Source organism: Brucella gallinifaecis (genome assembly GCF_006476605.1).
GTDB classification, from domain to species: Bacteria; Pseudomonadota; Alphaproteobacteria; order Rhizobiales; family Rhizobiaceae; genus Brucella; species Brucella gallinifaecis.
On record NZ_ML636810.1, the window covers coordinates 65,705 to 88,496 of the forward strand.

Sequence of the window (22,792 nt, forward strand, 5' to 3'; positions counted from 1 at the left end):
CCTCAACCCCTAATTCAGCCCATATAGCATGACTATAAATTTGCTACCTATAAGCACATTATGTAAAAGTAGTAAACCTTAATATACATAACTATCAATGAACTTATTAAAGACTGTTAATTATTTCCTTCCATAATGCCTTGATCAAAACTGGATTCTGTCGCTACAGCAGAACGAGACTATGTCCCCCCAGATAAATGGCAAAATATTTGTCCTGAACCACGCAGTTTCCCGAGAACCATTTCACGTCTTTCGGGCTTTTCTTAAAAAAAACCCGCTCAATGAGCGGGTTTTCCATTCTCAGATCGATCACACGTAGCGATTGACCACATTCTCCAGATATTCCTGACGACCGGATTTTGGTTGTGGATTAATATCTTTTGCTTCCACCTCAGCGGCAATCTGCTCCAGCGAAAGGCTGGTTGCGAGCTTTTTGCCGAAATCGCCGGACCAGTTGGCGTAGCGCTCATCAAGCGGCTTTGCCAAAGCGCCATCTTCCAGCATACGGGCAGCGGCCTTGAGGCCACGCGCACAGCAGTCCATACCGCCAATATGACCAATTAGCAGATCCTGAGGATCAAGCGACTGACGACGGAGTTTAGCATCAAAATTAGTGCCGCCATTCTTGAAACCACCATCCAGCAGAACCTGATAATAAGCCAGCGCCATTTCCGGCACATTGTTGGGGAACTGGTCGGTGTCCCAACCCGACTGATAATCATTACGGTTCATGTCGATGGAACCGAGGATTCCAAGGCTGCGAGCCAGCGCCAGTTCATGCTCGAATGAATGGCCTGCAAGAATGGCATGGCCCTGTTCGATATTGACCTTCACTTCATTCTCAAGACCATAACGCTTGAGGAAGCCATAAACCGTCGCCACATCATAATCATATTGATGCTTGGTCGGTTCCTGCGGCTTTGGCTCGATCAGGATCGTGCCCTTGAAGCCGATCTTGTGCTTATACTCGACAACGAGATTGAGGAAACGGCCCATATTATCAAGTTCGCGGCCAAGATCTGTGTTGAGAAGGGTTTCATAACCTTCACGACCGCCCCAAAGCACATAATTGTCACCGCCAAGACGCTTGGTGGCATCAAGACAGGTTTTGACAGTTGCGGCGGCAAAAGCAAAAACTTCCGGGTCCGGGTTTGTCGCAGCACCTGACATATAACGGCGATGCGAGAAGAGGTTAGCCGTGCCCCATAAAAGCTTTATGCCGGTTTCTGCCTGTTTCTGCTCGAAAATATCGACAATGGCTTCAAGGTTTCTGGTGTTTTCAGCAAAATTATTGCCTTCCGGGCGCACATCAGCATCGTGGAAGCAATAAAACGGCGCACCAAGAAGCGAGAAAAATTCAAACGCCACATCCGCTTTCAGCTTTGCAGCTTCAAGACCGTCCTTATACCATGGGCGGTCAAAAGTGCGTCCACCGAATGGATCCCCACCTTCCCATGCGAATGTATGCCAATAGGCAACAGCAAAACGTAAGTGATCTTCCAAACGCTTGCCAAGGACGATTTCGTCCGGGTTATAATGACGAAATGCCAGCGGGTTATCGCTGTCCGGGCCTTCGTAACGTATTTTCTGGATGTCGCCGAAAAATCCGGTGCTCATCATATTCCTCCAATGTTGATGCAAATGATACTATCTGGTCTCTCAAGCGAGAGCGTGCAGCGCGGGATAGAGTGCGTGGTAGCGCTGATAGGCCTCGTTGTAGGATGCAATCAGCGCCTGTTCCGGTTCAATGATTCGGGCTGTCCGGGGTGGCGTGCAGATCGCAAAAGGGTCTGCACCGCTTGCGGCAATCAGCCCAAGGCGCGCCGCCCCGAATGCCGCGCCAAAATCGCCTTCCTCAGGCACGGCAATCGGCACATTCAGTGCAGTTGCTATGGATTTCAGCCAATAGGCTGAGCGCGAACCGCCGCCAACCGCAATGAGTGAGCTGATCTCAGTTCCTGCCGATTGCAATGCAACGAGATTATCGCGGATGGCAAAGGCAACGCCTTCAAGGACTGCCTGCGTCATTGCCTTGCGGTCTGTGTCATGAGAAAGACCGCTGAAAACGCCACGGATTTTCGCGTCATTATAGGGTGTGCGTTCGCCAGAAAGATAAGGCAGGAACGTGGTAGCACCGGGCGCATTGATCGTGCTGCCCAGTTCTGCATCCAGTGCATGTGCGCTGGTGCCTGTGATGCGGGAAAACCAGTCAAGCGCACTTGCGGCAGAGAGGATCACCCCCATCTGGTGCCATGTGCCGGGCAGCGCGTGGCAGAAAGCGTGCACAGCACTCTCGGGCTTTGGCTGATACGCCCCGTTTGCCGCAAACAGCACGCCCGAGGTGCCAAGGGACACAAAAGCATGACCCGGCTGCACCGTTCCCATACCACAGGCGGAGGCTGCATTGTCACCCGCGCCACCTGCAACAACCGGAGCATTTGATAATCCCCAGCGAGCGGCAAGTTCGGCACGCAATGTTCCGGTTGCATCACTGCCTTCGGCAAGGGATGGCATATGACTTTCAGTAAGGCCGGTTTTTGCGAGAAGCTCCTGCGACCATTTACGTGCCCCCGTATCCAGCCAGCTTGTACCAGCCGAATCCGACATGTCGGACACATATTCGCCCGTCAGCCAGAGACGCAGATAATCCTTTGGCAAAAGAACCTTGCGCAGCCGCGCAAAAATCTCCGGTTCATTGCGTGCAACCCAGAGGAGCTTGGGGGCTGTAAAGCCGGGAAATACGATATTGCCGGTAATGGCACGGAAAGCCGGGTCAGCATCAAGTTCTGCCGCTTCTTTATAGCTTCGGGTATCGTTCCACAAAATGCACGGACGCAGAACCTGATCGCTTTCATCAAGCAGCGTTGCGCCATGCATCTGGCCGGACAAGCCAATACCTGCAACGGCTGCAAATTCTTCCGCATGGCTGGCCCGAAGACCATCAATTGCTATCTCGCAAGCCTTGATCCATTGCGCGGGGTCCTGTTCGCTCCATCCCGGATGCGGACGCAAAACGTCAAGTTCTCCATGCGCAGAGCCAATCACATTCTGATGATCATCAATCAGAAGTGCTTTTATGCCGGATGTCCCAAGATCAAGCCCAAGATACATATTCACTCCAGTCAATGCATAATGTCTGCGTCACAGCCTCTGCATGTCAGCTTCGTTGTGGCAGATTGTCTTTAAGGAAAATTTCGATGCGGATATGTTCCTGCCCCGGCACAATGGCAAGACGGTCAGCCGCCGCTTTCAAAACACGAATGGCGCTGCGGATTTCATGCCCTGCATCCTGTGCAAGCACGGCATGAATCAACCCCTCCTCCAATGCCTGTGAAGTAACGTCATCCCTCTCATGGGCGATAACCAGAGGTCGCGTGTCGCCATGGATATCAAGCGCCTGAACAAGACCGCTGTTTCCCGCGCCAAGGCTGTAAATACCGGCAATATCACGGCGCTTGCCAAGCAGGTCACGCACCAGCTTTTCAACGCGCACACTCTCGTCAAAACCTTCAAGAACGGGCAATATCTCACGCCCTGAAAAATCCGTTTCCATAGCTTTTTTAAAGCCTTCAAAACGCTCCTGATGGTCACGAACTTTCAGCGAACCTGCAATCACGGCAATAGCGCCATCCGTTCCACTTGCAAAAAGCCCAAGCAAACGCGCAGCAGTACGCCCGGCAGCACCATTATCAATCCCGACATAATGCGCCCTTAACGGCTCCCCTATATCCGAGATCAGGGTGACTGCGTTAATGCCCTGTTGCGCCAGCCTTTTACAGGCTTCACGCACTGGTTCTGTGTCGATTGCAACAAAAGCAACACCATCCGGCTTGCGTTGCGCACTTTCATCAAGCGCTTTTACAAGGGCCACTTCATCAAATGCCGGAACCAGAATGAGATTGATAAAAACACGCTCTGCCAGACTGCGCCCGGCGGCTGCATCGAGTTCAGCCCGCAGGCTTAACATAAAGGTGTTTTCATTATCCGGCAAAATGAAATCAAACTGGTAAAGCCTGCCGCGGGCGAGATTGGCCGCTCCCACATCCCGAACGTAGCCAAGCGCGTTCATCGCTTCCGTAACACGTTCGCGCGTCTTTGCTCTTACACCGGGGCGATCGTTCAGCACACGGTCAACCGTGGCGAGACTGACGCCCGCAGTTCTGGCTATATCATGCACGGTAGGTTTCATTCTCACTCCTCAGGGCGAAACATAGGGTCAAAAATGAGGTACGTAAATCAAAAAATGCTTGCTATTCATTTTTGTTTCCGTATCAATTGCATTCGAGGATGGACTCGTGTGCTTTCAGCCTTTGGCTTTGCATATAGTCCTGCTGGAGTGATCTTGGTGCATGCACCGCAGGGAGGATCAACCAGATAAAGATAGGCGATCTCGGTCGAGATTGTTTCATAGCTGCCTCCTGAACGGGTCCGTTCGGGATGGATTTTTTATCAACCGGCAAAAGGCCGGCGGTGATTGGAGGAAACGTGCATGAAACGTCGTAATTTTCTGACAGATGCGCTGGTTGCAGCGGCTCTGGGCATCGGTGCAATGGCTGCATCCCCTGCACTTGCATCGCCTGAAAATCCGGTCATCGGTTTTTCGATTGACGATCTGCGTGTAGAGCGCTGGGCACGCGACCGCGATTATTTCATCGCAGCCGCCGAAAAGCTGGGCGCCAAGGTCAATGTCCAGTCGGCTGATGGCAATGAAGAAAAGCAGGTCAAGCAGGTTGAAAACCTGATCTCGCAGGGTGTTGATGCGATCGTCATCGTGCCAATGAACTCCAAGGTTTTCGATGCCGTTGTTGCCGATGCTAAAGCTTCAGGAATCAAGGTTCTCTCCTATGACCGCCTGATCCTCAATGCGGATATTGATGCTTATATTTCATTCGATAATGAGCGTGTAGGCTTTATGCAGGCAGAAGCCGTGCTGAAAGAAAAGCCGGAAGGCAATTATTATCTGCTTGGCGGCTCTCCAACCGACAATAATGCGAAGCTGCTTCGCGCAGGTCAGGAAAAGGCACTCAAGGAAGCTGTCGATTCGGGCAAGGTCAAAATTGTTGGCTCGCAATGGGTCAAGGAATGGAGCCCGACTGAAGCACTTACCATTATGGAAAACGCGCTCACAGCCAATCAGAACAAAATTGACGCTGTTGTCGCTTCCAATGACGGTACCGCTGGCGGTGCAATTCAGGCTCTGGCTGCGCAAGGACTTGCAGGAAAAACTGCTGTTTCCGGTCAGGACAGCGATCTGGCAGCTGTAAAACGTCTGGTTGATGGCACGCAGACGGTAACAGTCTACAAGCCGCTGAAATTGATTGCGGAAGAAGCAGCAAAGCTGACAGTTCAGCTGGTTCGGGATGAAAAGCCTGAATTTAACGGTAAAATCGACAATGGCAGCAAGGAAGTCGATACGCTTCTGCTGACTCCGACTGCCGTGACGAAAGACAATGTCGATATTTATGTAACTGACGGCTTCTACACCAAGGAACAGATAGAAGGGAAATAATCTCCTCTTTCTGCCGTCTTCATAACGGTTACAGCTTGGGTGCCACACAGAATATTTGTGGCACCCAACTTTAGATTAATATGGCTGGCCTTTCTTTGACAACGTTGTCGGAACTGGCTTAAATGAAGCCTGATTTTAAAAAATTGCTGCAAGGTCATTGTTGATGTCCGAATACCTTCTGGAAATGCGAAACATCGTTAAAGACTTCAACGGCGTAAAAGCGTTGGATGGCATTTATCTAAAGGTACGCCCGGGCGAATGTGTCGGGCTTTGCGGCGAAAATGGCGCTGGTAAATCCACTTTGATGAAAGTGCTTTCAGGTGTCTATCCCCACGGCACATGGACTGGCGAAATCTTCTGGGAGGGCAAGGAGCTTAAAGCCACCGGCATTCGTGATACAGAAGCCGAAGGCATCGTTATTATCCATCAGGAATTGATGATGGTGCCGCATTTGTCTGTCGCAGAAAATATTTTTCTGGGTTCCGAACCAACCACAGGCGGCTTTATTGACTACGACCAGATGAATGCGCGTGCGACCGAATTGCTTGCACGCCTCAAAATTAACGACATAAATGTCGCTTTGCCCGTCTATCATTATACCGGTGGCAAACAGCAACTGATCGAGATTGCAAAAGCAATCAACAAGAATGCAAAACTTCTTATTCTGGATGAGCCGACTTCGGCACTGACATCATCAGAAACCCGCATTCTGCTTGATCTGATCAAGGATTTTAAGGCCCAGGGCATGGCCTGCGTCTATATTTCCCACAAGCTTGATGAAGTCGCTGAAATATCAGACACAGTGACGGTCATCCGTGATGGCACCCATATTGCGACACGTCCGATGGCTGAGCTGACCACGCCCGACATCATCACGATGATGGTTGGCCGCGAAATGAAAAATCTTTTTCCACGCGAACCGCACGATATTGGCGAAGTCATATTTGAAGCTCGCAATATCAGTTGCTGGGGCGTGACCAATCCAGACCGCAAAGTGGTTGATGATGTTTCGTTTGAACTAAGACGCGGCGAAATTCTTGGTATCGCCGGCCTTGTCGGCGCGGGACGCACCGAGCTTGTATCGAGCCTGTTTGGTGTCTGGCCCGGTGCCCATGAAGGGCAGATATTGCTGGAAGGCAAACCAGTTAAAATCCGAAGCCCGCGCGATGCGGTACAGCAGGGAATTTGCATGGTGCCGGAAGATCGCAAGCGCGATGGCATTTTGCCGATCATGGCTGTCGGTCACAATATGACGATTTCCGTGCTTGATCGGTTTTCGATGCGTGGCTTGATCGACAAGGAATCCGAACTTGCAACCATCCAGCGTGAAATTCTGCGTCTCAAGGTAAAGACCGCAGATCCAATGCTGGCGATTGCATCATTGTCTGGCGGCAATCAGCAAAAAGCCGTTCTCTCTAAAATGATGTTGCCTGATCCAAAAATTCTTATCCTCGACGAGCCGACACGCGGCGTTGATGTCGGGGCAAAATATGAAATTTACAAACTGATATTCGCGCTCGCCAAACAAGGCGTATCCATTCTTATGGTTTCGTCGGAAATGCCGGAAGTACTCGGTATCAGCGACCGTGTTCTCGTGATTGGCGAGGGAAAATTGCGTGGCAATTTCCCGAATGAAAATCTCACCCAGGAGAAGGTTCTTGCCGCAGCAATTGGCAAGCCTGCAACCAATGCGGCCTAGTCTTCAGGACTGATCCGCAAATAATATAACCGGTGCATGATATGACGTTGACAGGCAAAAGCCTCAGAAAATTTCTCGCTGAATACAAGATTGTAGCGCTGCTGATCGTGGTTGCGCTCATCTGGGCGTTCTTCGCTATTATGACTTATGATCCAGAAATGGGTCGGTCACAATTTCTGACCGCACGCAATTTTTCCAATCTCCTGCGGCAGATGGCAATTACCGGCATGCTGGCCTCGGCCATGGTATTCGTTATCGTGGCAGGCGAAATCGACTTGTCTGTGGGCGCACTTCTGGGGCTATTGGGCGGCGTCGCGGCAGTGCTGGATGTCATTTATGGCTGGCCATTATGGGCCACGATCAGTACGGTGCTGGTGCTCGGCGTTATTCTGGGTGGCTTTAACGGCTGGCTCACGGCCTATCTTGGCATTCCGTCATTTATTGTCACGCTTGGCGGCCAATTGGTATTTCGCGGTATCGTGCTTGGCATTATGGGTGGCGTCACCATTGCGCCAATCTCGTCAGACTTCAAATATCTGGGACAAGGCTATTTGCCTGAATGGTTCGGCAATGTCTGCGCCATGGCCTTGTTCGCCGTACTTATATTGATCACGCTGCGAACACGTGCAAGCAAGCGCAAGCACAATCTGCAAATGCTCTCTCCGGCAATGGAAACTGCGCGTCTCATTGGCACCGGCATATTGATCCTTGGCTTTATCCTGATCCTCAACAGCTACCAGGGTGTGCCTTTTCCAGTGCTGGTTCTGTTGATTATTCTTGGCGTTTTCACCATTATATCGCGCCAGACTGTGTTTGGACGCCATATTTACGCCGTTGGCTCCAATCTTGAAGCCACACGGTTTTCAGGCGTCAATGTGAACTTCGTCAAAATGGCCGTGTTTGCACTGATGGGGCTGATGGCTGCGGTTGCCGGTCTCACCACAACTGCACGGCTTGCAGCAGGCACGCCTTCGGCAGGTTTTGGCGGCGAGCTTGATGCTATTGCATCCTGCTTTATCGGCGGCACATCGATGCGCGGTGGGGTCGGATCGGTCATTGGTGCACTGGTCGGTGCGCTTATCATGTCGAGCCTCGACAACGGCATGTCCATGCTGGGTGTTGATACATTCTGGCAGCAGATCATCAAAGGCAGCATTCTGGTGCTGGCCGTATATCTCGATATCGTATCAACAGGCACACGTCGCGCCTGATAAAAGCAAGGCGTGTGATGAGGGCGGGGGCGTGTCGCGCAAAACTGTAAACGGTCTTGCGCGACACATTTGTTTGGTGGATCCCGTGTCTAGTGGATCTCGTCGCTTTTACGACCGATGCTCAGTAACTGATACATGATCAGCGCGGCAAAGGTGGAGGTACCAATGCCGCCGAGCGCGAAGCTTCCGATATTAACGGTAAAGTCGCCAGCACCAAAAATCAGCGCAACGCCAACGGTGAAAAGATTACGCGGATCAGCAAAATTCACTTTGTTGACAACCCAGATACGTGCCATTGCCGAGGCGATCAGACCAAAGACCGATACGGCAAGGCCAGCCAGAACAGGGGCGGGAATGGTTTGCAGGATTGCACCGAATTTTGGTGACATACCAAGCGCAATTGCAACAATGGCTGCAATGACAAAAATCAATGTCGAATAGACTTTCGTCATTGCCATAACGCCAATGTTTTCCGCATAGGTGGTCACGCCTGTACCGCCACCGGAGCCGGAAATCATCGTAGCAATACCATCGCCTAAAAAGCCGCGACCGATATAGCGGTCCATATTCTGACCCGTTATTGAGCCAAGCGCTTTGATATGGCCGAGATTTTCAGCAACGAGAACAATGGCAACAGGAGCGATCAGAGTAATTGCCGGCCATGTGAAGACAGGTGCTGTAAAGGCAGGCAAACCAAACCAGGGCGCAGTGGCAACAGCCGAGAAATCAATGCCAGGAACAAAGCCAAATCCATTGCCGAAAATCAGCACAAGGCAATAGCCAAACAACAGCGCCAGCAACACGGCAACACGCTTGGTTGCAAGTGCCCCATAAGCAGAAATCATTGCCATGCAAAGCACGGTCAGCAGCGCAATTGTCAGATGTGCGCCGGAACCTTTTAGCTGACCCACGGCCACAGGTGCAAGGTTCAGCCCGATAGCAACGCCAATGGCACCGGTCACTGCCGGAGGCATCAGCTTTTCGACCCAGCCTGTGCCGACAGCCATAACGATCAGGCCAATCACCGCGTAAAGAGCACCACAGGCAATGATCCCGCCCAGTGCAAGCGCGATATTAGGATTAGGCCCACTGCCAGCATAGCCGGTAACAGCAATCACCACGGCAATGAAGGCAAAGGACGAACCGAGATAGCTCGGTACACGTCCACCGGTCATCAAAAAGAACAGCAATGTGCCGATGCCGGAGAAGAAGACTGCAACATTGGGATCAAACCCCATGAGCAATGGTGCAACAATGGTCGAACCGGACATTGCCAGCAAATGCTGAATACCCATCGGTACGGCTGCTGTGGTCGGCAGTCGTTCGTCGGGCAGGACAGTGCTGTCGTTGGTAAGACGCCAATTTGGAAAATAGGACATAGACCCCTCATAAAATATTTATAGAGAGGCCCATAACTTCAAATTACAATCACCGCCAGTCATATGGTGAAGCGTTTTTTTACTTTTGCGCTGTTGTCGCTGACTTTCTCAAAAAACAGCCGCCGGATCAGATTTTTTTGCTCTCACAGGTACGGTGATGATGACCAGACAGGCGACGACCAGCATGACCCCAAACCAGCCTGATAAAGGCAAACGCTCACCCACAATAATAACAGCCAGAAAGGCAGCTACCACCGGCTCGAAAAGCGTGATTGTCGTCGCGGTGCTGGCCTGAACCCTGCCAAGCCCATAGCCAAAACAGACATAGCCAATAAACATCGGAATCAATGCCATATAAAGGCCGACCACGGCATTGTTCCACGATGCAAGGAATGGCCCGCCTGTCAGCATCAGAACAGGCATCAGCAACAATCCACCAATGCCAAAAATTGCACCCATGGCGGTTGTGGAGGCAATACCATTTTGCATCACCCGACGTGCACACCACGAATAGAGCGCATAGGTGAAACCCGCCACCAGCCCCAGTAATATGCCTGATATGGCGGAATTACTGTTAGCGGATTCATTCACAGTGCCCCCTTCTGCAAGGCTGAGCAATGCCATACCCGTAATCCCCATCAGAGCGCCTGCTACCCATCGCCTGGAAAGGCGCAAATTATCAAGCCTATATTCAATCAGTGCCGATAATAAAGGCGCGGAACCAATGGAAATGACCGTTCCGATTGTTACCCCTGCCATGCGCATGGATGCATAAAAGGCTAACGGATAAATCGCGACAGCGACCGCGCCAAGAGCAAGATAATGCCATTGAGCACGCAAAGCATGGCGGGATGATAAAATAGTTTTATAAGCAAGCAAGGCTTGTAGCAACCCGCCAATACCCATGGCGGCAGCACCAATAGCCGCCGCACTAACCTCTGGCGCAAATGTTGCTGCCGTACCCGTTGTTCCCCAGATAATTGACGCAATGATAATGCCTGCAATTCCCAGAAAATAGCCTTTTGATGATTGCATTACAGGTTCTTCAGAAGTGTTGTGACAAGATCTTTGGCTTCACGCATTTGATGGCTGTTTCCTTCAAGACCTGCGCGTGTGATCGCGCCTTCAAGGATAAAGGAGAGATGCCGCGCCAATGCGTGTACCCGAATTTCATCGTCATGAATAAGGCAAGTCAGGTGATCTGCAAGAAAACCTTCGATCTGTTCTTTATGCTTTCGGACGGTTACGCGACCAGGATCATTAGCCGGTAATTCTGCCGCAGCATTGAGGAGCCCGCAGCCACGAAAACCATGCTCATAAGCAAATTCGGCATGATCCTCATAGGCCTCAAAGACTGCTAGAATTTTCTCTTCAGGCTGCGTCTTGTTTGCAAGCCGCTTTTGATAAAGCGCCAGCCATTCCTCGTGGCGTATTTCAAGATAAGTTGCCACAAGATCGGCTTTGGAAGAGAAATTATTATAAAGGCTTTGTTTTGCAACGCCTGCACGTCGCGTGATTGAATCTATACCAGTGGCCGCAATTCCATCATTGTAAAACAGAATAGAAGCAGCTTCCAGAAGCCTTTCTCTCGCGCTCAGAGAAGTAGCGGAAGAATTGTTTGTCATCGTTCCTCGGCATCACATTAGGTAGATCAGTCTACCTAATGTGATGCCGAAATCAAGATAATTGTCTAAAGCGCACTCCAGACAGACTAAACAGTTTTCAAAACGGATTTAAACAGCAAATGCTTTCGACAGATGGGCAACCTGCTCTGGCGTCAAGGGCCGTATTTTCCTGTCACCGAGCAGCAGATATAGTTTTGCAGTTTCTTCCAGTTCTTCGCAGGCATATTGCGCATTTTGCAACGAACTCCCCGCCACAACCGGCCCATGATTGGATAACAGGACAGCATGGTGACGAGCTGCCTGCATCTTGACCGAAAGCGCCAGAGCTTCATCGCCGGGCGCATAATAAGGAATTAACGGCAAATGTCCGACACGCATAACGTAATATGCAGTCAATGGCGGCAAAACATTTTCAGGATTAACATCTTCCAATATGCTGACAGCCACTGAGTAGGTGGAATGAAGATGCACCACAGCATTTGCATCTGCCCTCTCACAATACATGCAGCGATGCAGGAACGCCTCCTTTGTCGGCTTATCACCGGATAGATGCTTGCCATTTGCATCGAGCAATGAAAGCCGCGCAGGATCCAAAGTGCCAAGACATGCATTGGTCGGCGTCATCAAAGTGGAACCATCCGATAGTCTAACGCTGATATTGCCGGTCGAACCTGCCGTCAGCGCACGATCAAACAGTGACTTTCCAATGGATACGATTTCATCCCGCAACCGGGTTTCTTCACTGATAATCGCTGTCATCCAAGCAGCTCCCAGGCGGTCACGAACATGGTTTCGTCGCCAAAATTTCCTGATTTCAATGCAAGGGCAAGAGGTCCGGCCGCCGTCTCCGACCTGGTCCATGGCACACCGGGCGCAATTTCCGGGCCGATCTCCAATGTCTTCACATCAAGCGCACTGACCACGGCACCGGATGTCTCGCCACCCGCAACCAGAAACCGGTTAAAGCCAAGCTTTGCAAGTTCACGAGCAACGCTGGCAAGAAAATTTTCAACAATTTCCCCGGCCTGCTCCCGCCCGAATTGCGCCTGAGCGCTGATAACCCCTTCGGGTGCATCACTGCTATAAATCAGCGAGGGTTGCTGCTGATGCCTGATTGCAAACTCAACAGCCTCAGCAACCGTTATGGCACCGGTGAAAATCGCATCGGGCTTGATTTGCAGCGACGGCATTCCTGATTGCTGCGCATAGGCAATCTGCTTCCTTGTGGCCGCCGAGCACGAGCCAGCAAGCACAACAGCATGGCCTGCCGGTACTGTTACTTTGGTTTCTCTGGTCGCTGTATCAGATATAAAATTGCCCGGCAGCCCAAGGGCAATGCCTGAGCCGCCAGTGACAAGTTTCAGCGAGCGAACAGCTTTGCCAATCAGATAAAGATCATCATCGCTGATCGCATCAATAACGGCTATGCCTGTCATGGCATCAAGTGCCTGCTCCGTTGCAGAGGCTCCCTGACGAACAATATCATGGCTGATCAAGGAGACAGGAATCCCGGTTTGTCTTTCCAATACACGCACAAGATTAGCGTCGCGCATCGGCGTCAATGGATGGTCACGCATCGGGCTTTCCGACAAAAGCTGGTCGCCCACAAAAAGATAGCCCTTATAAACCGTACGCTTGTTAACCGGAAAAGCGGGGCAAGCTATCGTGCGTGTGACGCCGATACGCTTCATCAATGCTTCTGTGACAGGACCGATATTGCCTTCATCTGTGGAATCAAAGGTCGAACAATATTTGAAAAATATCTGTTGCGCGCCAGCTTTGAGCAGAATATCAGCGGCCGAAATTGATTGGGAAACGGCATCTTTTGCCGGGATCGTCCGGGATTTCAGCGACACAACGACTGCATCCACTGCGCCAAAATCAGTATCGGCAGCAGGAACACCAACCACCTGAAGAACACTCATGCCACCGCGTGACAGCATAAGGGCAAGATCTGTTGCCCCGGTCAGATCGTCGGCAATAGCGCCAATATACATAAATATGCCTCCACATGAGAGTTTTTCCGCGCTTAAAAAATGCGGAACAGTCTTGTTTGATTATTTTACCCGCACAGACCGATTAAGCTGTTTCACCCTGAAGGATTGTAAAACCCGTATCGATTATCGTGCTGGTATCAGGACGGTCGGGTTGCTGCATAAAGGTTTCAACGGCAATCTGCCCGATGCTGTGACGGTTGGATTTTATTGTCGACAATGGCTGCGGCAGCTCCTGCCCCATATCCAGTCCGTTAAACCCGAAAATCCCGATATCCGTTTTGATTTTCAGCCCTGCCGCATAGCAATGAAACATGCCGCCTACAGCCATATCATCGTTGGAGAACACGACAACTTCAGGTTTTTTCCGCTTTCTCAACAGGCTTTCCAGTGCACTACGCCCCCCTCCGATGGAGCTGGGACCATCAATAAAATATTCCACTGGTGCCGTAATGCCCTGACTCGTCAGATATTTCACAAAACTCTGGTGCCGCTGTGCGGCACGTAAATCGCTGGAAAGATCGTGCCCGACATAACCAAAATTTCTGTAACCACGCTGTAGCAGATGTTCGGCAGTCGCAATGCCTGCATCACGATGCGACAAGCCGATTGCCACATCTATCGGTCGCCCACCGGCATCCATGATTTCAATCACACGGATTGATGAACTGTCGAGCAGCTTGCTCGTCGTTCGTGTATGATCAAGGCCGGAAATAATCATTGCAGCCGGTTTCCATGCCAGCATGGAACGGACAATGACTTCTTCAGCATCCATATCGTAATTTGTGACCCCGACAACAGGCTGAAAACCGGATCTGGCAAGAGCCTTGTTGATACCCTCCATCACCTCTGGAAAAACGCTGTTAGAAAGGGAAGGCAGCACAACCCCGACAAGGTTTGAACGCGACGACGCTAGTGAACCGGCAAGCTTGTTATGAACATAGCCCGTGTCACGGACTGCCTCCATGACGCGAAGGCGTGTTTTCTCGCTGATAGCCCCCTTGGATCGGAGCACACGCGATACAGTGATCTCGCTTACACCTGCTGCTTGCGCAACATCATGCAAGGTGATTGCCCGGCCTTTCGAGAGCATGCACACCCCCTGCGCTAAAGATAAATGACAGCGCAAACATATCTGCTTGCTTCTGAAAAGCAAGCAGATTAGAAAATAAATGTTAGCGCTGTCATCGGAGAAAACAATGAGCGATTACAAGGTTGCAGTCATCGGGCTTGGATCAATGGGCATGGGGGCTGCGAAGTCGCTCTTGCGCAATGGTGTGGATGTAACAGGATACGACCTGAACACGGCCTGCCTTGATGAATTCAGCAAGGCCGGGGGCAAGATTGCGAGCAGCGCGGCAGAAGCAGCACAGGGCGCAAATGCGCTCATCCTGATGGTGGTCAATGCCGCACAGACCGACGCGGCCCTGTTTCAGCCCGCACATGGCTGCGCCTTTGCGATGCAAAAAGGTGGAGTGGTGATTTCATGCGCCACCATGTCTCCTGAAGATGCAGGCAATCTTTCAGCCAAGGCCGAAAATGCCGGCCTGCATTATCTTGATGCTCCGGTAAGCGGCGGCGCAATCAAGGCAGAAGCCGGCGAGATTACTGTCATGGCTTCCGGCACTCAAGCCGCATTCGATGCTGCAGACGCCGCACTGTCGGCCATTGCCGGAAAAGTCTATAATCTTGGCGATCGGGCCGGTCTGGGGGCCGCCTATAAAATAGTCAATCAACTGCTGGCCGGTGTTCATATTGCCGCCGCCTGCGAAGCAATGACATTTGCCGGAAAACTCGGCCTTGATCTTGATAAGGTCTATGAGGTCATCACGGCATCGGCGGGCAACAGCTGGATGTTTGAAAACCGTGTCCCGCATATTCTCGAAGGCGATTATTCTCCGCGCAGCGCCGTTGACATTTTCACCAAGGATCTGGGAATTGTTGCAAATATTGGCCACAAAGAAAAATTCCCGCTGCCCGTTGCAGGCACGGCCTTGCAAATGTTTCTGGCCACTGCCGCAGCCGGAATGGGCAAAGATGACGATGCATCCGTTGCCCGCATGATTGCACAGATCACGGGCATCAATCTCCCACAGAAGGCCGTTTGATCCATGCCAAATTTTGCTGCAAATCTGACAATGATGTTTAATGAGCTGCCTTTTCTTGATCGCTTTGACGCGGCTGCAAAGGCTGGTTTCAAAGCTGTGGAATTTTTATTTCCCTATGAGCATGATGCCGAAACCGTGCGGGAAAAGGCAATGGCAGCGGGGGTTGAAATTGCTCTTTTCAACATGCCTCCCGGTGATTGGGAAAGCGGAGAACGCGGCATTGCAGCCTTCCCTGATCGTGCACAAGAGTTTAGCAACAATCTTGTAACTGCACTTCATTATGCGCAGGTTCTTCGTGTTCCACGCATTCACATGATGGCCGGCCTTGCTGACAGCAACAATCAAACGGCCCAGGAGCGTTATCTCGCAGCCCTTTGTGAAGCCGCGGATGCTGCGCAGCCCTATGCAATCGATATTTTGCTTGAGCCGATCAATAAACGCGATATGCCCGGCTATTTTCTCAATGATTTCAATCAGGCTGTCGCATTAATTGAAAAAACTGCCCGCAGCAATGTCAAGCTGCAATATGACATCTATCATCGCCAGATTTTACATGGCGACGTCACCCGCTCCCTTGAAACCCTGCTTCCGCTGATTGGTCATATCCAGACGGCATCGGTGCCTTTGCGGCATGAACCGGGAAGCGGAGAACTGAATGATACAGCTATTTTCAAGCTTCTCGACAGGCTCGGCTATAGCGGTTTTATCGGCTGCGAATATCGCCCCCAAAAAGGGACGCTCGAAGGGCTGGAATGGCTTAAACCCTATCTTTAAAAACAAAATGCCCGGATCAATTATCCGGGCATTTTTAATTGCTGATCAATCGTCTATCTGGAAGCGAAGGCTTCAAGTTTTCGGATAAAATCCTGCATGATCGGATCCCGGTCCACATAAGTGACATAGCGAATAAAATGGCGGGAGCGATCAACACTCCAGGTCATCTGATCCGTCAAAACCGGCGATGCGGTCAGAACACTCGGGCACCAATCCGGGTTAAGAAGCCAGGCAACCGGCGCCATGTCCCAGATTTCCTTGGACCAACCGATATGATTATCGGAATATTCCTTGAAACGCATGGCGAGAAACGCACCAATATCGCCTTGCGGCTCAACATAGCGTTCAATTTCGGCAACCGTGCTATGCAGATGCGATGTTACGCCCTTGCACGGAACCAGCACCAGCGGCACGCCGCAATCAAGCAGAACCTGCGCACCGCCGACATCCTGCTTGAGATTGAATTCAACAGTATGCGGCCATTCCAGCGCATGACCACCAAGCCATACAACGACTGTGCGATCAATAATATCAGGCGCTTTCAACAGGGCGGAGGCAACATTGCTGATCGCGCCAATCGCGATGATATAAAGCGGGTTTTCGGGAGAACCGGCCCGAGCGCGTTCAATCATATGATCAACCGCTGCTGCGGAACGCGCCTGTTTCTCCGGTCCCACATAGTCCGTTACACCACGATGCACGAGACCTTCATGCGACATGTTGAGACGGCTAAGCAGACGCAGAATCTCTTCATAGCTCAGCTCCATCCCATGACCGGGGCTATCTGCACGCTTGTTGAAAAACGGCGCTGCATAGATTGCCTCAACGTCCAGACGCTCCTGCGAAAGCAGCATCTGAACGATTGCAAACTGGTCGTCGATTTCATTAAATGTATCCGTATCAAGGACAACGCGGACACGTCCTGTAGGCGGTGCAAGCAAAGCAAGCCGCTGCGCTTCGGAAATAGACATGTTTCCTCCCTAAAATTATGTGTCAGATTTCGATGTTTCAGCGATGCGCTTGCCATCCTTTTTGGAAAAAAGATGAATTTTACTCATCGCCACATAGAAGCTTGTTTCGCTGCCATGCACAAAATGCATCATGTCGTTGACAACTGCCGTCATGGTTTGTCCATCGGCGTCAATCTGGACATGGGTCTGCGCACCGGTCGGCTCAAAATGGGCAATTTTAGCCTGAATGCGCACGCCCTCGCCTTTAAGGTGCATGTGCTCCGGCCTGATGCCGATAATAATGGCCTCTCCTGCCTTGACAGCGTAATGATCAGGCAATGGCAGGACAAAATCACCTGAAATGCGTCCCTGATAACCACCATCCGGGTTAGCCTCGACAATTGCATCAAGCAGATTCATGGAGGGCGAACCGATAAAGCTGGCCACAAATATATTATCCGGGCGTTCATAAAGATCGGCAGGTGAGCCAATCTGTTCGATATTGCCGGCATTCATCACGACAATCCGGTCAGCAAGCGTCATGGCCTCAATCTGGTCATGCGTCACATAAATCGATGTCGTCTGGACTTTCTGGTGAAAGGACTTGATTTCCGAACGCATCTGGACGCGCAACTTGGCATCAAGATTGGACAGCGGTTCATCAAAGAGAAAAACCGCGGGATTACGCACAATAGCGCGTCCCATTGCAACACGCTGACGCTGACCACCCGAGAGCTGGGCAGGACGGCGATCCAGCAATGGCTCAATCGCCAGCAACCGTGCCGCTTCATCAACCCGGCGGGAGATTTCGTCTTTGGGGACTTTCGACAGTTTCAGGTTGAGGGCAATATTCTCACGCACGCTCATATGAGGGTAGAGCGCATAATTCTGGAACACCATCGCAATATTGCGTTTTTTGGGGTCAAGACCATTGACGACCACTCCATCAATGAGAATTTCTCCAGCAGTGATCTCCTCAAGACCGGCAATCATACGCAACAGCGTCGACTTCCCGCATCCTGACGGGCCTACAAGAGCGAGAAATTCACCATCCTGAATGGATAAATCAAGGCGCTGGATGACATTGACATTACCATAAGTCTTCCTGACGGCTTTAAGTTCAACGTTTCCCATCGATCCTCCCAAAAGCATATCTATTTGAAACAAGTAGATTAATGGACCTGTTTCAGTATTATCCAGCCTAGCAATCCTGTGCTCCAGTCTCTCATGTCCGGGCAACAAAATCAGGCAGACCGAGAGACCGTTGCATAATGCCTGTCCGATCTATCATTCTGCACACGGTTGCAGTAGTAAAGTCGAACAGGCGGGTTCGTCAAGTGCAGAGGGGGAACAACAATCGATGAATGCAAAAATAGGTAAGGTCGGATCCACCGATGTTGCAAAACTTGCCGGTGTTTCACGTTCCGCAGTTTCGCGCACTTTCACTCCCGGCGCCTATGTTTCTCAAGCCACCAGAGAAAAAGTTCTCAAAGCCGCAGAAAGCCTTGGCTATCAGCCAAATGCATTGGCACGCAGCCTTACCACCAATCGCAGCAACATTATCGGCGTCATCACCTCAAACATGGAGAACCCGTTTTATGCATGCCTGCTGCAGGAACTGATCGACCGGCTGCATTCAAAAGGCCTCGCACCTTTGGTATTGCCTGCAAACGAGACCGATAACGACGATATTCTGACGCAGCTTGCATCCTATCAAGTGGATGGAATCATTGTCACAAATGCACATCTTTCCTCTAAACGAATCAGCAGCTTTGCAAAAGCAAACAAGCCTGTCATTGCGCTCAACCGCTATACTGAAATGGACGGCGTGACGGCTGTAACCTGTGACAATGTCGCTTCAAGTGCCCAGGTTGCGGACCTGCTGGTCAATATGGGAAAAAAGAATATCGCCTTCATTGCCGGACTGCCTGACACATCCAGCAGCCGTGACCGGGAGCGCGGCTTTACAGAAAGACTGGCGGCACGCGACGTCAAGATTTTTGCTAAAGCCACAGGATATTACACCCATTCAGGCGGCCTTGACGCAGCACGGCAGCTCTTTTCCGGCGCCATCAAACCAGATGCAATTTTTGCTGCCAACGACCTCATGGCCTTTGCAGCCATCGAAGTTATCGAACGTGAACAAGGCTTGAGAATCCCTCAGGATGTATGCGTTGTGGGATTCGATAACTCGGCTCCGGCCGGCTGGCCGTCCTATAAATTGACATCCGTAGATCAAAATGCACCGCGCATGGTCGATGTCACTGTGGATGAAATTATCGCCAGACTATCGGGAGAACCCCAGAAAACCCGCCATTACAACGTGCTTGGTAAGATTGTTTTGCGCAATTCCACACATAATGTGAAATCCAATTGACAGCGTATAGCAATAATTTCTATTCTGCATGCGTGTGCACATCAAGTGCTAGGTTTTTCGAGGAGGAGAGATCTTCATGTTTCAGTTAACGCGTATGCGCGGCTTGTCAGCCGCTATCACTGTCTTTTCCACCCTCATGGCAAGTTCGGCAATCGCGCAGACAACCATAAATTTTATCGGTGAGGCCGCGCCAGCCGTTTTCGCTCCGGTTATCGAGGCCTATGAAAAGGCCAATCCTGAAATCAAGATTGAGTATCAGCAGATACCATTCGAAGATTTGAACGCAGCCGTACAATCCCGCGTTGGTCAAGGCGATAACAGCATCGACATCTATGCGGCTGACACGCCGCGCATTCCAGCCTTTGCATCCAAGGGCTACATGCTTGATCTTGAAGATCTGCGTCCCAAGATCGAAGCCGCCGTCCCTAACAAGGTGGCGATTGGGGAAGTTTCCTATGATGGAAAAATTTATGCTTTCCCGATGTGGAATTCCACACAGCTGCTTTATTTCAACCGTGACCTTCTCAAAAAAGCAGGCATGGATGAGTTGAGCTCGGCAGAAGAAGATCGCCTGACCTGGGAAGAATTCCTCGAAAAAGCCCGCGCATTGCAAAAGAGCGGTACCAAATGGGGCTGGGCATTCCAGCAGGTTGACCGCTACTATCAGCTCCAACCGCTTTTTGAATCGGCTGGTGCGGGTTCGGGCCTGACTGGTGACGCGATGCTGACACCTGACCTGCTTGGCGACAAATGGATTGAAGTTGCCAAATGGTATGGTGATCAGTTTGCTGACGGCCTGTCACCACGCGGAGTAACGCCCAATCAGAGCTATGATCTTTTCATCAACGGCGAAACCCCGTTCATGATCACAGGTCCATGGGCAATTGCCCGCTTCAACAAAGCAGAAAATCTCAATTATGGCGTCGCGCCAATGCCTTACTTCAAGGATGGCAAACCTGTAACACCAACCGGATCATGGTCGCTCGCGATCAATCCGCATGCAGCCAATCTTGAAGAAGCAAAGAAGTTTCTGGAATTTGCGACCCTGACGGGTGAAGGCTCATATCTGACAGTTTCGCAAAATCCGCTGCCGCCCGTTAATGCGGAAGGGTTCAAGCTTTATTCCAAGAAAATGGATGAATTGACCCCAAGAATCGGCTCGGCTATCGATATCATCACCTATGAGACTGAAAAAACGGCTGTTAGTCGCCCACGTTCCATTGGTTATGTTGCGTTTGAAACCATCCTCAACAAGGCATTTGCCGATATTCGCAATGGTGCTGATGCCGAAAAGACGCTGCAACAGGCACAGGATCAATTGAAGTCGTCGCTGGGACGCATTCGCTGATACCAACATGAAAGCAATGACAGATACGTCTGTCATTGCCGCTTCGCATCAAAGCACCTGAATGACGGATTTGCGTCATCAACAATGAATAATGGATGTCGCCATGACGCTGCATCGCAGACTTTTGATTGCCTTACTTTTTCTGGCGCCCGCTTTGATAGCTGTCGTTTTCCTTCGGCTTTGGCCTGCTGCATCGGCCTTGCATAACTCGTTGCTGGCACCACGAGCAACGAGTTACAGTCTGGAAAACTACAGCTATCTTTTTTCTGAGCCAACCTTCATCTCAAGCCTGATAACGACTCTCGTCTATTCAGTCATTATCAACCCCTTGCAGATTGCCATTGCGCTCGCACTCGCACTGCTGCTGAATGCAGCCATTCCCTATGTTGGCTTCTGGCGCGCGATTATTCTGCTACCCGTCGCTATTCCGCAGAGTGTCTCGGCAGTTGTCTGGGGTGTAGGTTTTCGCCCTGATGGTCCAATCAACGCTGTCTTAAGCAGCATTGGTATAGAGCCAATGCGCTTTCTCACCTCTCCTGATCAGGCGCTGGCATCAATTATGGTGATCGTGAGCTGGATCGGTGTCGGCTACTGGATGACGTTTATTCTGGCCGGATTACAGGATATTCCCAAATCGCTTTACGAAGCCGTGCGGATTGATGGCGCCAATAAATGGCAGCAATTTCGTTATGTGACATTGCCTCAATTGCGCCGACCGCTCACTTTTGTTCTGGTCGCCAATACGGTTGCCAATTTTCTTGTTTTTGCACCTGTGCAAATTCTTACCCAGGGCGGTCCCCAGGGTTCGACCAATCTCATCATGAACGAAATCTATACACGTGCTTTTATCGCAGATGATCCAAGCAGTGCAGCAGCCGCGACGATCATTCTCGTCAGTGTGGTTCTGCTTGTAGTTCTGTTCCAGTTCCGCATGATGCGTTCACCGGAGGATGCAGACTGATGACTAAAAAGCCCGGTCTTCTTCGCACAACAACAGCAATCGGCATTGCACTTCTGTTCATTCTGCCCCTGTGGTGGATGGCAATAAGTGCCGTGCGCCCATCAAACGACATTTTCCGCTATCTGTCGCCGTTAAGCATCTGGACGATCATCCCCAATGATTTCACGCTCTCTCATATCATAGAACTCTGGACCGGCAGTTTCCGTCAGGCGATCCTCAATTCCATGTTTGTGACACTGGTGACGGTTGTTTTCGGCCTGATGATCTGTTCAGCCGCAGCCTTTGCTCTTGCAGTGATTGAATTCCCCTATCGCAATGCAGTTTTCATGGTGATGGTCGTAAGCTTCCTCATACCATTTGATGCAATTGCCGTTCCTTTGTACCAGATCATGCGGGGGTTCAACCTCCAGAACACCTATCTGGGTCTTATCTTGCCCGGGGTCGGCAATGGACTTGCAGTCTTTATGTTGCGCCAGTTTTTCTTAGGCATCCCCAAAGAGCTTCGCGAAGCTGCCATGGTCGACGGCATGGGCTGGTTCGGCATTTTCTGGCGGATATATCTGCCACTCTCTGTCCCTGCCCTGATCAGCGCTGCGCTTATTCTATTCATTATCCAGTGGCAGGCTTATCTCTGGCCGCTGCTGATCGCACCAAACCCGGATTATAAGGTTGCGGCTGTCGCTATTGCCCAGTTCTCCACATCCTATGATGTGAATTACAGCCTGATCTTTGCGGCTGCACTCTTCATATCGCTGATCCCGATGGTCATCTTGACTGTCTTCCAGCGCTATTATGCTGCTTCAGTCGCATCGACTGGCAGTAAAGAATAACAAACCGTGAAACAAAAGCGCCGGCCT

Annotated in this window: 20 protein-coding genes; 9 read left to right on the plus strand and 11 right to left on the minus strand. The window is 51.0% G+C overall.

All coding sequences use genetic code 11. The annotated features are described in order from the left end of the window. Positions 1-309: 309 nt before the first annotated feature. Genes xylA through FHY56_RS14460 form a run of 3 tightly spaced genes read right to left on the minus strand, consistent with a single transcriptional unit; the run spans position 310 to position 4,189 of the window. The gene (gene xylA / locus FHY56_RS14450; RefSeq protein ID WP_140905866.1) at positions 310-1,617 is read right to left on the minus strand and encodes a xylose isomerase; all 1,308 of its coding nucleotides are present in this window, start codon (positions 1,615-1,617) and stop codon (positions 310-312) included. A 42-nt stretch (positions 1,618-1,659) separates the two neighbouring features. Further along, entirely contained in the window at positions 1,660-3,111 is a 1,452-nt protein-coding gene (xylB, locus tag FHY56_RS14455) for a xylulokinase (protein WP_140905867.1), read from the minus strand. Between the two features lie 46 nt (positions 3,112-3,157). Beyond that, positions 3,158-4,189, minus strand: coding sequence for a LacI family DNA-binding transcriptional regulator (locus FHY56_RS14460; protein WP_140905868.1), 1,032 nt, complete (start codon positions 4,187-4,189; stop codon positions 3,158-3,160). Between the two features lie 300 nt (positions 4,190-4,489). On the opposite strand from FHY56_RS14460, the gene xylF reads away from it, so the two are divergent. The 3 genes from xylF (at position 4,490) to FHY56_RS14475 (ending at position 8,419) form a co-directional block, all read left to right on the plus strand. Beyond that, positions 4,490-5,509 carry a D-xylose ABC transporter substrate-binding protein gene (gene xylF / locus FHY56_RS14465; protein WP_140905869.1) on the plus strand — a complete coding sequence of 340 codons (1,020 nt, stop codon included), beginning with the start codon at positions 4,490-4,492 and terminating at the stop codon, positions 5,507-5,509. Between the two features lie 163 nt (positions 5,510-5,672). Continuing rightward, positions 5,673-7,208 carry a xylose ABC transporter ATP-binding protein gene (locus FHY56_RS14470; RefSeq protein ID WP_140905870.1) on the plus strand — a complete coding sequence of 512 codons (1,536 nt, stop codon included), beginning with the start codon at positions 5,673-5,675 and terminating at the stop codon, positions 7,206-7,208. Between the two features lie 41 nt (positions 7,209-7,249). Further along, positions 7,250-8,419 carry a sugar ABC transporter permease gene (locus FHY56_RS14475; protein ID WP_140905871.1) on the plus strand — a complete coding sequence of 390 codons (1,170 nt, stop codon included), beginning with the start codon at positions 7,250-7,252 and terminating at the stop codon, positions 8,417-8,419. 89 nt (positions 8,420-8,508) lie between these two features. Here the strand turns inward: FHY56_RS14475 and FHY56_RS14480 are convergent, their stop codons facing one another. From FHY56_RS14480 to FHY56_RS14505, 6 genes are all read right to left on the minus strand, one after another. Next, positions 8,509-9,798 (minus strand): solute carrier family 23 protein, encoded by a 1,290-nt coding sequence (locus FHY56_RS14480; RefSeq protein WP_140905872.1) that lies wholly within the window; start codon positions 9,796-9,798, stop codon positions 8,509-8,511. Positions 9,799-9,906: 108 nt separating this feature from the next. Then, positions 9,907-10,833, minus strand: coding sequence for a DMT family transporter (locus tag FHY56_RS14485; protein ID WP_140905873.1), 927 nt, complete (start codon positions 10,831-10,833; stop codon positions 9,907-9,909). Next, positions 10,833-11,423: a TetR/AcrR family transcriptional regulator gene (locus FHY56_RS14490; RefSeq protein ID WP_140905874.1), complete on the minus strand. Its 591-nt coding sequence runs from the start codon at positions 11,421-11,423 to the stop codon at positions 10,833-10,835. The genes FHY56_RS14485 and FHY56_RS14490 overlap by 1 nt, the downstream gene beginning before the upstream one ends. Before the next feature lie 108 nt (positions 11,424-11,531). After that, the gene (gene otnC, locus FHY56_RS14495) at positions 11,532-12,182 is read right to left on the minus strand and encodes a 3-oxo-tetronate 4-phosphate decarboxylase (protein ID WP_140905875.1); all 651 of its coding nucleotides are present in this window, start codon (positions 12,180-12,182) and stop codon (positions 11,532-11,534) included. Beyond that, entirely contained in the window at positions 12,179-13,420 is a 1,242-nt protein-coding gene (otnK, locus tag FHY56_RS14500) for a 3-oxo-tetronate kinase (RefSeq protein WP_140905876.1), read from the minus strand. The genes otnC and otnK overlap by 4 nt, the downstream gene beginning before the upstream one ends. Positions 13,421-13,502: 82 nt before the next feature. Then, positions 13,503-14,510, minus strand: coding sequence for a LacI family DNA-binding transcriptional regulator (locus tag FHY56_RS14505; RefSeq protein WP_140905877.1), 1,008 nt, complete (start codon positions 14,508-14,510; stop codon positions 13,503-13,505). 106 nt (positions 14,511-14,616) lie between these two features. Here FHY56_RS14505 and ltnD point away from each other — a divergent pair, with 106 nt between their 5' ends. Next, positions 14,617-15,525, plus strand: a complete 909-nt coding sequence (gene ltnD / locus FHY56_RS14510; RefSeq protein ID WP_140905878.1) for an L-threonate dehydrogenase — start codon at positions 14,617-14,619, stop codon at positions 15,523-15,525. 3 nt (positions 15,526-15,528) lie between these two features. Then, positions 15,529-16,299: a 2-oxo-tetronate isomerase gene (gene otnI, locus FHY56_RS14515; RefSeq protein WP_140905879.1), complete on the plus strand. Its 771-nt coding sequence runs from the start codon at positions 15,529-15,531 to the stop codon at positions 16,297-16,299. 53 nt (positions 16,300-16,352) lie between these two features. Here the strand turns inward: otnI and FHY56_RS14520 are convergent, their stop codons facing one another. Then, on the minus strand, positions 16,353-17,270 hold the full coding sequence (locus tag FHY56_RS14520; RefSeq protein WP_140905880.1) for a nucleoside hydrolase: 918 nt from the start codon (positions 17,268-17,270) through the stop codon (positions 16,353-16,355). Between the two features lie 15 nt (positions 17,271-17,285). Beyond that, a complete protein-coding gene (locus FHY56_RS14525) occupies positions 17,286-18,383 on the minus strand; it encodes an ABC transporter ATP-binding protein (RefSeq protein ID WP_140905881.1) in 1,098 nt (365 codons plus the stop codon). A gap of 226 nt (positions 18,384-18,609) precedes the next feature. Here FHY56_RS14525 and FHY56_RS14530 point away from each other — a divergent pair, with 226 nt between their 5' ends. The 4 genes from FHY56_RS14530 (at position 18,610) to FHY56_RS14545 (ending at position 22,765) form a co-directional block, all read left to right on the plus strand. Further along, positions 18,610-19,626: a LacI family DNA-binding transcriptional regulator gene (locus FHY56_RS14530; RefSeq protein WP_140905882.1), complete on the plus strand. Its 1,017-nt coding sequence runs from the start codon at positions 18,610-18,612 to the stop codon at positions 19,624-19,626. A 76-nt stretch (positions 19,627-19,702) separates the two neighbouring features. Continuing rightward, on the plus strand, positions 19,703-20,974 hold the full coding sequence (locus FHY56_RS14535; RefSeq protein WP_140905883.1) for a sugar ABC transporter substrate-binding protein: 1,272 nt from the start codon (positions 19,703-19,705) through the stop codon (positions 20,972-20,974). 103 nt (positions 20,975-21,077) lie between these two features. Next, positions 21,078-21,935 (plus strand): carbohydrate ABC transporter permease, encoded by an 858-nt coding sequence (locus FHY56_RS14540; protein ID WP_158447767.1) that lies wholly within the window; start codon positions 21,078-21,080, stop codon positions 21,933-21,935. Then, positions 21,935-22,765: a carbohydrate ABC transporter permease gene (locus FHY56_RS14545; protein ID WP_140905885.1), complete on the plus strand. Its 831-nt coding sequence runs from the start codon at positions 21,935-21,937 to the stop codon at positions 22,763-22,765. The genes FHY56_RS14540 and FHY56_RS14545 overlap by 1 nt, the downstream gene beginning before the upstream one ends. Positions 22,766-22,792: the final 27 nt, after the last annotated feature.

Bases quoted from the DNA above. Each gene is read 5' to 3' on its own strand.
- otnC (WP_140905875.1), bottom strand. From the start codon at position 12,182: ATGACAGCGATTATCAGTGAAGAAACCCGGTTGCGGGATGAAATCGTA.
- otnK (WP_140905876.1), bottom strand. From the start codon at position 13,420: ATGTATATTGGCGCTATTGCCGACGATCTGACCGGGGCAACAGATCTT.
- FHY56_RS14470 (WP_140905870.1), top strand. From the start codon at position 5,673: ATGTCCGAATACCTTCTGGAAATGCGAAACATCGTTAAAGACTTCAAC.
- FHY56_RS14530 (WP_140905882.1), top strand. From the start codon at position 18,610: ATGAATGCAAAAATAGGTAAGGTCGGATCCACCGATGTTGCAAAACTT.
- FHY56_RS14475 (WP_140905871.1), top strand. From the start codon at position 7,250: ATGACGTTGACAGGCAAAAGCCTCAGAAAATTTCTCGCTGAATACAAG.
- FHY56_RS14485 (WP_140905873.1), bottom strand. From the start codon at position 10,833: ATGCAATCATCAAAAGGCTATTTTCTGGGAATTGCAGGCATTATCATT.
- ltnD (WP_140905878.1), top strand. From the start codon at position 14,617: ATGAGCGATTACAAGGTTGCAGTCATCGGGCTTGGATCAATGGGCATG.
- xylB (WP_140905867.1), bottom strand. From the start codon at position 3,111: ATGTATCTTGGGCTTGATCTTGGGACATCCGGCATAAAAGCACTTCTG.
- xylA (WP_140905866.1), bottom strand. From the start codon at position 1,617: ATGAGCACCGGATTTTTCGGCGACATCCAGAAAATACGTTACGAAGGC.
- FHY56_RS14540 (WP_158447767.1), top strand. From the start codon at position 21,078: ATGACGCTGCATCGCAGACTTTTGATTGCCTTACTTTTTCTGGCGCCC.
- FHY56_RS14490 (WP_140905874.1), bottom strand. From the start codon at position 11,423: ATGACAAACAATTCTTCCGCTACTTCTCTGAGCGCGAGAGAAAGGCTT.
- FHY56_RS14535 (WP_140905883.1), top strand. From the start codon at position 19,703: ATGTTTCAGTTAACGCGTATGCGCGGCTTGTCAGCCGCTATCACTGTC.
- FHY56_RS14545 (WP_140905885.1), top strand. From the start codon at position 21,935: ATGACTAAAAAGCCCGGTCTTCTTCGCACAACAACAGCAATCGGCATT.
- otnI (WP_140905879.1), top strand. From the start codon at position 15,529: ATGCCAAATTTTGCTGCAAATCTGACAATGATGTTTAATGAGCTGCCT.
- FHY56_RS14525 (WP_140905881.1), bottom strand. From the start codon at position 18,383: ATGGGAAACGTTGAACTTAAAGCCGTCAGGAAGACTTATGGTAATGTC.
- FHY56_RS14520 (WP_140905880.1), bottom strand. From the start codon at position 17,270: ATGTCTATTTCCGAAGCGCAGCGGCTTGCTTTGCTTGCACCGCCTACA.
- FHY56_RS14480 (WP_140905872.1), bottom strand. From the start codon at position 9,798: ATGTCCTATTTTCCAAATTGGCGTCTTACCAACGACAGCACTGTCCTG.
- FHY56_RS14505 (WP_140905877.1), bottom strand. From the start codon at position 14,510: ATGCTCTCGAAAGGCCGGGCAATCACCTTGCATGATGTTGCGCAAGCA.
- FHY56_RS14460 (WP_140905868.1), bottom strand. From the start codon at position 4,189: ATGAAACCTACCGTGCATGATATAGCCAGAACTGCGGGCGTCAGTCTC.
- xylF (WP_140905869.1), top strand. From the start codon at position 4,490: ATGAAACGTCGTAATTTTCTGACAGATGCGCTGGTTGCAGCGGCTCTG.